Annotated in this window: 8 protein-coding genes; 3 read left to right on the forward strand and 5 right to left on the reverse strand. The window is 41.6% G+C overall.

The window, feature by feature from the left end; genetic code table 11:
* Nucleotides 1–188: 188 nt before the first annotated feature.
* From VE944_RS32010 to fabI, 3 genes are all read right to left on the reverse strand, one after another.
* Nucleotides 189–1,163 carry an ABC transporter ATP-binding protein gene (locus VE944_RS32010; RefSeq protein WP_324987227.1) on the reverse strand — a complete coding sequence of 325 codons (975 nt, stop codon included), beginning with the start codon at nt 1,161–1,163 and terminating at the stop codon, nt 189–191.
* Nucleotides 1,164–1,316: 153 nt separating this feature from the next.
* Nucleotides 1,317–1,958, reverse strand: coding sequence for an imidazoleglycerol-phosphate dehydratase HisB (hisB, locus tag VE944_RS32015; protein ID WP_324987230.1), 642 nt, complete (start codon nt 1,956–1,958; stop codon nt 1,317–1,319).
* Nucleotides 1,959–2,032: 74 nt separating this feature from the next.
* Nucleotides 2,033–2,809: an enoyl-ACP reductase FabI gene (fabI, locus tag VE944_RS32020; protein ID WP_324987233.1), complete on the reverse strand. Its 777-nt coding sequence runs from the start codon at nt 2,807–2,809 to the stop codon at nt 2,033–2,035.
* 382 nt (nt 2,810–3,191) lie between these two features.
* On the opposite strand from fabI, the gene ntcA reads away from it, so the two are divergent.
* From ntcA to VE944_RS32035, 3 genes are all read left to right on the forward strand, one after another.
* Nucleotides 3,192–3,863, forward strand: coding sequence for a global nitrogen regulator NtcA (ntcA, locus tag VE944_RS32025; protein WP_017652326.1), 672 nt, complete (start codon nt 3,192–3,194; stop codon nt 3,861–3,863).
* 172 nt (nt 3,864–4,035) lie between these two features.
* Nucleotides 4,036–5,526 carry a DUF3084 domain-containing protein gene (locus tag VE944_RS32030; RefSeq protein WP_324987238.1) on the forward strand — a complete coding sequence of 497 codons (1,491 nt, stop codon included), beginning with the start codon at nt 4,036–4,038 and terminating at the stop codon, nt 5,524–5,526.
* A 116-nt stretch (nt 5,527–5,642) separates the two neighbouring features.
* On the forward strand, nt 5,643–6,095 hold the full coding sequence (locus VE944_RS32035; RefSeq protein ID WP_324987241.1) for a pre-16S rRNA-processing nuclease YqgF: 453 nt from the start codon (nt 5,643–5,645) through the stop codon (nt 6,093–6,095).
* Between the two features lie 141 nt (nt 6,096–6,236).
* Here VE944_RS32035 and VE944_RS32040 read toward each other — a convergent pair whose 3' ends face one another.
* The gene (locus VE944_RS32040; protein ID WP_372726526.1) at nt 6,237–6,506 is read right to left on the reverse strand and encodes a DUF3146 family protein; all 270 of its coding nucleotides are present in this window, start codon (nt 6,504–6,506) and stop codon (nt 6,237–6,239) included.
* A gap of 430 nt (nt 6,507–6,936) precedes the next feature.
* Nucleotides 6,937–7,491: a hypothetical protein gene (locus VE944_RS32045; RefSeq protein WP_324987245.1), complete on the reverse strand. Its 555-nt coding sequence runs from the start codon at nt 7,489–7,491 to the stop codon at nt 6,937–6,939.
* Nucleotides 7,492–7,749: the final 258 nt, after the last annotated feature.

Here is a 7,749-nt window from a genome sequence, read left to right on the forward strand (position 1 = left end):
AACCCCTTTTTCATTACAAGCAATTCCCTTTGGGGATGGGGAATTAACCCCTACACTTTGTTAAAAAGAGATGGGAATTTTATTTTTGTCGGTTTGCTTCAGAAAGATGAACTCAAAAAGGCAGAAATTTTGGGTTTTGTTGCTCAAGGCAACCCAAAATTTACTATTTGCCAACAAGATTAATTCAGTTAGTCATTTTTTCTTTGGATTTGTTGAATAAAAAACTCTTCTAGGGAGTAACGCGACAAATTCATGGCAATAATTTTACCCTCCATGAGACGAAGACTGGCGAGAAAATCATAGTAATCGTCTTGTAGTGTACCTTGCCAGGAACCATCAGGTTCAAATCTGATAGTGGGTATCCATTTTTGAAGAATTTCCCAGTCACCACCTTGACCTTTGACGTGATATGTGTTGTTTCTGCCTAAGAGTTCATTGAGGGAACCAGAGCAAATTAATTCACCTTGAGCGAGGATGGCAATGCGATCGCAAATCTGTTCTACTTCACTAAGAACGTGGCTGTTGAAAAAAATCGTCTTACCAGCAGCTTTTAGCGCCAGGATAATTTCCCGCATTTGGTAGCGTCCCACAGGATCAAGACCAGACATGGGTTCATCCAAAAAAACCAAATCTGGCTCGTTAATTAGCGCCTGTGCCATCCCAACACGCTGTAGCATTCCTTTAGAATAGCGACGCAGCAGCTTTTTGCGGGCATCGGTTTGGGATAAACCCACTAATTCCAGCAGTTGAGGAATGCGTTGGCGTTGCACACTTTGGGGAATTTGGAATAGCCCGGCAGCTAGCTGTAAAAATTCCCAGCCAGTGAGATAGTCATACAAATAGGGATTTTCTGGCAGATAGCCGATATGTTGCTTAACACTGCGATCGCCTATTGGCTTACCAAATAATAATCCTCGTCCAGAGCTAGGGCGAATAATCCCCAGCAACAATTTTAAAAGGGTGGTTTTACCAGCACCGTTTGGCCCCAGCAACCCAAAGGTTTCGCCTTTATAAACTGTTAAAGAACAGTTTTTGAGAGATACGACTTTTTGATTTAGCCAAAAACCAGTGCGATAGACTTTTCGCAACTCAGAAGTCAGGACTACTGGCGGAGTGTCCGTCGTATTAAGTTGAGAATCAGGGTCATCTGCAACAGACTTCATCTTGGTTCAATTACTAATTACCAGCTTGGCACTAATTACAAGTTACCCGATAGGCTGATAATAACCATCACTAACCTGTGTGTCAATTATCGCAAACAGATTACCTGAATTAGCACTAAAAATATAAGCCCTGGTCAGTAACTATGATTAACTTTACAAAACGCCTTTAGAACTGGGAATTAGACCAGCACGACGAGGGTCGATTTCCACTGCCAGCCGTGTTGCTCTCGCAAATGCCTTAAATGTAGCTTCAATAATGTGATGGGAATTAATGCCATCCAGTTGCCGAATGTGCAGTGTCATTTGGCTATGGTTTACGAGTGCCACAAAAAATTCGCGCACAAGTTGGGTGTCATAGGTTCCTACACGCTGGGTAGGAATTTGTAAGCCGTAACTGAGGTGAGGGCGTCCAGAAAAGTCTAGGGCTACCTGAACTAAGGCTTCATCCAGTGGCGCAAGAAAATTACCAAAGCGGACAATGCCCTTTCTGTCGCCTAGTGCTTGGTTAAAGGCTTGGCCCAAGGTAATACCTACATCCTCGTTGGTATGATGGTCATCAATTTCCCAGTCTCCCTTGGCTTGAACATCTATATCAATCAGTCCGTGGGAGGCAATTTGATGCAACATGTGATCTAAAAACGGAATGCCTGTTGCTGCGGTGCAAGTTCCTCTACCATCCAGATTGATGGTAACTTGCACAGCAGTTTCCCCAGTGGTGCGGTGAACAGTGGCAATCCGAGGGGTTTTAGTTGACTGGTCGTAGTTTGAATTAACTTGGCGATTGGTTGTTTGCATAGGGAGTGGAAAGAGTTAGGAGTTAGGAGTTAAGAGTTATGAATTTTTAACTCATAATTCCTAACTTTATCGCGTCACATTCCCATAATTTCATATCCTGCATCTACATATAGAATTTGTCCGGTAATACCACTGGACAAATCACTACATAAAAAAGCGGCAGCGTTACCTACTTCTAGCTGAGTTACGGTGCGTCGTAGGGGAGCTACTTCTTCTACATGATGAATCATATCCAAAATCCCACCCACTGCTGAAGATGCCAAGGTGCGGATGGGGCCTGCGGAAATGGCATTGACGCGGATATTTTGTGGCCCTAGTTCGGCAGCCAAGTAACGTACACTCATTTCTAAGCCAGCTTTGGCAACTCCCATGACATTATAGTTAGGGATTGCCCTAACACCGCCTAAATATGTGAGGGTGACGATACTACCTCCCTCTGTCATCAAAGGTTTAGCTGCACCAGTTAACTGCACCAGCGAGTAGGTACTAATTTCTAAGGCGGTGTTGAAGCCAGAACGAGAAGTTTGGCTAAAATCTCCAGTCAAATCATCTTTGCTGGCAAAGGCAAGACAATGGATGAGGATGTCTAGCTTTCCCCACTGTTCGCGGATTGTCTCAAAGGTAGATTGAATCTGTTCATCATTTTGGACATTACAGGGAAGAAATAAGCTGGGGTTGAGGGGTTCTACCAATTCTGCAACTTTTTTCTCCATCTTGCCACGTTCATCGGGCAGGTAGGTAATACCCAGGTTTGCTCCGGCTTTATGCAGTTGTTGGGCAATGCCCCAGGCGATCGAGCGGTTATTGGCAATACCTGTAACAAGAGCATTTTTTCCAGTCAGATTTAGCATATAAATTGTTAATGCGATCGATCATCTAGGAGCATACTAGAATCTGACGCACGTTTGGTCTTTGTTTTATACAGGATTTGCAAAAATCAATATTGGTAAGAGTGTTTGCTGCGTGTAAAAATCTTGATTTTTCCTAAAGATATTTCCAAAATAACTTTATTTGTTCTTTAAAAAACCCTTTTTAATACAGCTATTGGAAGTACTTATCAACAATTTATAGCTGAAAGGATCAACAATTCTGTATCATTATAAACAAAGAGTTATGAAGAGATTAGTTTGAGTATAGGAAAGTACAGAAAGGTTGACGGTGCTTTATTCATTTTTCGGGTGTATTCTTAGGTAATCAGTTTTTGTTTTTCCGGCATTGGGTAGGGGAAGGGAGATGATCGTGACACAAGATAAAGCCCTAGCAAATGTATTTCGTCAGATGGCGACCGGGGCGTTTCCGCCAGTTGTAGAAACGTTTGAACGCAATAAAACGATCTTTTTTCCTGGCGATCCTGCCGAACGAGTTTATTTTCTTTTGAAAGGTGCTGTTAAACTTTCCAGGGTGTACGAGGCAGGAGAGGAAATAACGGTAGCGTTGCTGCGGGAAAATAGTGTTTTTGGTGTATTGTCATTGCTGACGGGAAATAAGTCGGATCGGTTTTACCATGCGGTTGCATTTACGCCTGCGGAATTACTGTCAGCACCAATTGAACAAGTAGAGCAAGCACTTAAGGAAAATCCAGAATTATCAATGTTAATGCTGCGAGGTCTGTCTTCGCGCATTTTACAAACAGAGATGATGATTGAAACTCTCGCTCACCGAGATATGGGTTCTAGGTTGGTGAGTTTTTTGCTAATTCTTTGCCGGGATTTTGGGGTTCCTTGTGCAGATGGGATCACAATTGATCTGAAGTTATCTCATCAAGCGATCGCAGAAGCAATTGGTTCAACTCGTGTTACCGTTACTAGGCTACTAGGGGATTTGCGTGAAAAAAAGATGATTTCTATCCACAAAAAGAAAATTACTGTGCACAAACCTGTTACTTTAAGTAGGCAATTCACATAAAATCAATTGGAGAAATGGGAATCGGCGCGTGTTCTATTTTGTTTGAAAAATGACACTAATAGCTAGAGGTAAATCTAAAATTGAATAATTTCAGCTATTGCCAATTTCCACTTCTTTCCAGACAATGCTTAAAAGTAGTAGGCTGTATCTGGAAGGATTTCGGTAGCTAAAGATGACCACCGGATACATCCTCATCGCAGCAATTTTAATTCTGGGAGGCGTAATTGCAACCGTGGGCGATCGCATCGGCACACGAGTTGGCAAAGCCCGCCTCTCACTTTTTAACCTTCGTCCAAAAAATACTGCTGTAGTAGTAACTATTTTTACGGGCGGTTTGATTTCCGCATCAACATTAGGGATTTTATTCGCTGCCGACGAAGGCTTGCGAAAGGGAGTCTTTGAATTAGAAGATATTCAAACAGACCTCAGACAGAAGCGGGAACAGCTAAAAACCGCAGAAACTCAAAAAAGTCAGGTAGAGAGTGAGCTAAACCAAGCAAGAATTGCCCAAACAAAAGCACAACAAGACTTGCAGGTAATTAATCAATATTTGCAGGCGGCGAATGCCAAACAACGCCAAACACAAGCTCAGTTGAACCGCACCATTAGTCAACAAGCTCAAACTCAAACTCAACTCCAACGCACTCAAAGGCAGCTAGAACAAGTTGTACCTCAGTACCAAAAAGCTATAGCTGAATTGCAAAGCGTTTACAATCAGAGAAAGGAGCTACAAGCGGCAGTTGAACTACTGAAGACAGAACGTCAACGACTGTACGCTGAAGCTAAAAAAGCTATTGACCAAGCCAAAACAGCTATTGAAAAACGCGATCGCGAACTTGCTAATCGCCAAGAAGCCATAGAAGTACGCGATCAAAAAATTGCCCAACTCGATCAATTGATTCAAAAGCGTAATGTAGAAGTTGCAGCGCGAGAGCAAGTGATTGCCAAACGGGAATCACGCCTCAAAGAATTGGAAGCACAACAAGAGCAACTAGAAATGGAAGTTGCCAGGTTGGAAAAATATTATCAGTCTTACCGCGACCTGCGTCTCGGTAAGCTAGCCATAGTTCGCGGTCAAGTTCTATCTGCTGCTGTAGTTCGTATTACCCAACCTGCTGCTGCTCGTCAGGCAGTGGTACAACTTTTACGAGAAGCCAATCGCAACGCTAACCTCAGATTAAGTGAGCCTGGGGCAAATCCGGCAAATGTAGAGCTAGTGCGCGTGACCCAGGATAGAGTTGACCAATTAAGCAAGCAGATTGGCGATGGTCAAGAATACGTGGTGCGAATTTTCTCGGCTGGTAATTACGTCAGGGGAGAAAAGCAGATAGAATTTTTCACCGATACAGCCCGAAATGAATTAGTTTTTTCGGGAGGCGCAGTGCTGGCCACAACGACTGCTGATTCCAAAACCATGACATCTTATCAATTACAGCAGCGACTGGAAATACTGATTTCTGCTTCCCAATTTCGGGCCCGTAATGCTGGAATTGTCGAAGATGTGCAAGTAGAAGGGACTTTCTTACGCTTTGTCAGCCAATTAAGACAATACAATCAACCATTGGAGATTAAAGCGATCGCAGCAGAGGACACTTATACAGCCGGGCCATTGAGAGTAAAATTAGTGGCAATAGTCAACGGACAAATTATTTTTAGTACTTAAAACATTATTTGCACACTGTTATTAGTAAGATTTAAACATATCGAACAGCAGTGAAAATAGTTGCTGTGATTGCATTTATTCATTTCTAATTCTTAATTTTTAATTTTTAATTTATTATGACTTTCCCCGAATTTTCACCAACGCAACCAGTCATATTGGGGTTTGATCCAGGTCGAGATAAGTGTGGTTTAGCGGTGATGGGACTGGATCGGCAATTGTATTATCATCAGGTCGTCTTAGCAAAAGAGGCGATCGCTACCATTGAGACACTACGTCAAAAGTTTCCGATCTCTTTGATGGTGATGGGCGACCAAACTACAGCCAAGGAGTGGAGACAGAAATTATATCAGGAATTGACAGAACCGTTAAGTATTATTTTAGTAGATGAGCGCTACACAACCTTAGAAGCACGCGATCGCTATTGGCAAATGTTCCCGCCCAAAGGGCTAATAAAGTTATTGCCACAAGGTCTGCGACAGCCACCAAGGCCGATAGATGATATTGTTGCTATCCTCTTAATCGAAAGATACTTAAATCGCCTCACTGAATCAGCAGTCAACCGATTTTAGATTTTGGGTCGCACCTTTGGTGCGCTTCCAGCGCAACTTGGATTTTGGATTCAAGCAAAAATCTAAAATCCAAAATCTAACAATTTTGAATTCAATCTAAAATCTAAAATCTAAAATCCAAAATTGCATCACTCCTAACTCCTAGAGTTCCGCCCGAATAGTAAAAGCATAATCTCCTCCAGGCTCTAGCTGATAATCTTGTTGCTCCAAAAATCGACCGAGGGGTTCTTTGATTAAGGCGCGGCCTTGGGAAGGCTTGACGGCAAGTTCTCCCCTGCGAAAATGCCACTGAAAATGCCACTCAAACTCACCTGCACTCACTTCACCCTCAAGGAAGCCGTGTTGCCAAGATTGGCGGGTGATTCTGACATGGGCAATAGTTTCTGGCAGTCGTCTTTTAGCACTCACAATGCTTTATGTCAAGTGTAGAATAACAGCCGCTTATATTAGGCTGGCTTCTTATTTTATTTACCAAAATAGCTTAAATAGATAAACTGACAAAGTGAGTATTTGTAGTTGAGCAAAAATTGTACTAATCGAGGATGCTGTAAAATTTCAGTTAAAAGTGACTCAAACTTACTTCATCTCGGCGTTCCGTGTCTGTATAGCAATCCTAAGTCAAACGCGCAGAAACAAGATCCTCAATTTTATATGCGAAAGTCAGCGATCTATGACTTTGGTCTATGAACACACTGGTAAGTAAGCTGTTAAGCATTTAATTTGCACATTGAGATCGCAGGGGGGCAGTTCTTGCTGGGAGCAAGGGAGATGGTTTGCAGCTTTTATTACCATGAAAATGATGCAATTTAAATGACGATTAGCTTAGTGCGGGTAATTTTTATTAAGATTTTAGGAATGAGTGTATCCTAAAAACCGCATATCTGATACTCCTTTCATCAGTATATTGTGGGTTAATAGGAATTTCCTTGAAGAATTTAACTACAATTACAGCCCGATAAAGCTTGGAGTATTTAAATTGCTTTTCTTGGATATCAAAACTCATAATATTCTCTAGTGGATGTTCGATAACTTCATTGACACGCAAACTTTTACGTTCGATAAATACCTTATTGATACTTTTATATAAGGTACAGGTAGTTGCAGGGGATGTTGCAAAAAAAGCAGCAATAGTCATCACAATCAATATAAATATATTTAAGAAAAATAGATAATCACGCTGATTTTGCTGCACCGATAGGGAAGTTTGGTCAGAATAATTAATAAAATCGTTGATTTTAGAGGTAATTTCTTGATTCTCTTGATAGCTAACATGTGATAGCAGGGCAAAGTCTCGAAGTGAAGTCACAATAATAACTTGATAGGTTTTTCCCCCTTTGCTACCAGTCTTTGTAAGAATGTATGCTTCTTGAGGATCAAACATTTTAAGCTTTTCCATGCTTCCCAGCAAATTAAATCGCCTCAATTCACAATTAATTTGATTTGGGGAGAGGCGATTGCAAGTTATTCTAACTGAAGCAGACTCAAAAAATAAGCAGTAAATCAAAAAGCTTAAACAAACAGTAAAAAGGCACCACCCGATGAACCAATATCTGAGTGGTTGATGCTTTAGCTGTAATCTAGTACGAGTTTCCTCTACAATTTTCATCAGTGTTTGTGTATAGAATATTTAACCCCTAAGTAGAGTATTCCCTTG

Source organism: Nostoc sp. (assembly GCF_035638895.1).
Taxonomy (GTDB): domain Bacteria; phylum Cyanobacteriota; class Cyanobacteriia; order Cyanobacteriales; family Nostocaceae; genus Nostoc.

Coding starts and splice junctions, on each gene's coding strand:
- VE944_RS32030 (WP_324987238.1), top strand. CDS start 4,036: ATGACCACCGGATACATCCTCATCGCAGCAATTTTAATTCTGGGAGGC.
- hisB (WP_324987230.1), bottom strand. CDS start 1,958: ATGCAAACAACCAATCGCCAAGTTAATTCAAACTACGACCAGTCAACT.
- ntcA (WP_017652326.1), top strand. CDS start 3,192: ATGATCGTGACACAAGATAAAGCCCTAGCAAATGTATTTCGTCAGATG.
- VE944_RS32035 (WP_324987241.1), top strand. CDS start 5,643: ATGACTTTCCCCGAATTTTCACCAACGCAACCAGTCATATTGGGGTTT.
- VE944_RS32010 (WP_324987227.1), bottom strand. CDS start 1,163: ATGAAGTCTGTTGCAGATGACCCTGATTCTCAACTTAATACGACGGAC.
- fabI (WP_324987233.1), bottom strand. CDS start 2,809: ATGCTAAATCTGACTGGAAAAAATGCTCTTGTTACAGGTATTGCCAAT.
- VE944_RS32045 (WP_324987245.1), bottom strand. CDS start 7,491: ATGGAAAAGCTTAAAATGTTTGATCCTCAAGAAGCATACATTCTTACA.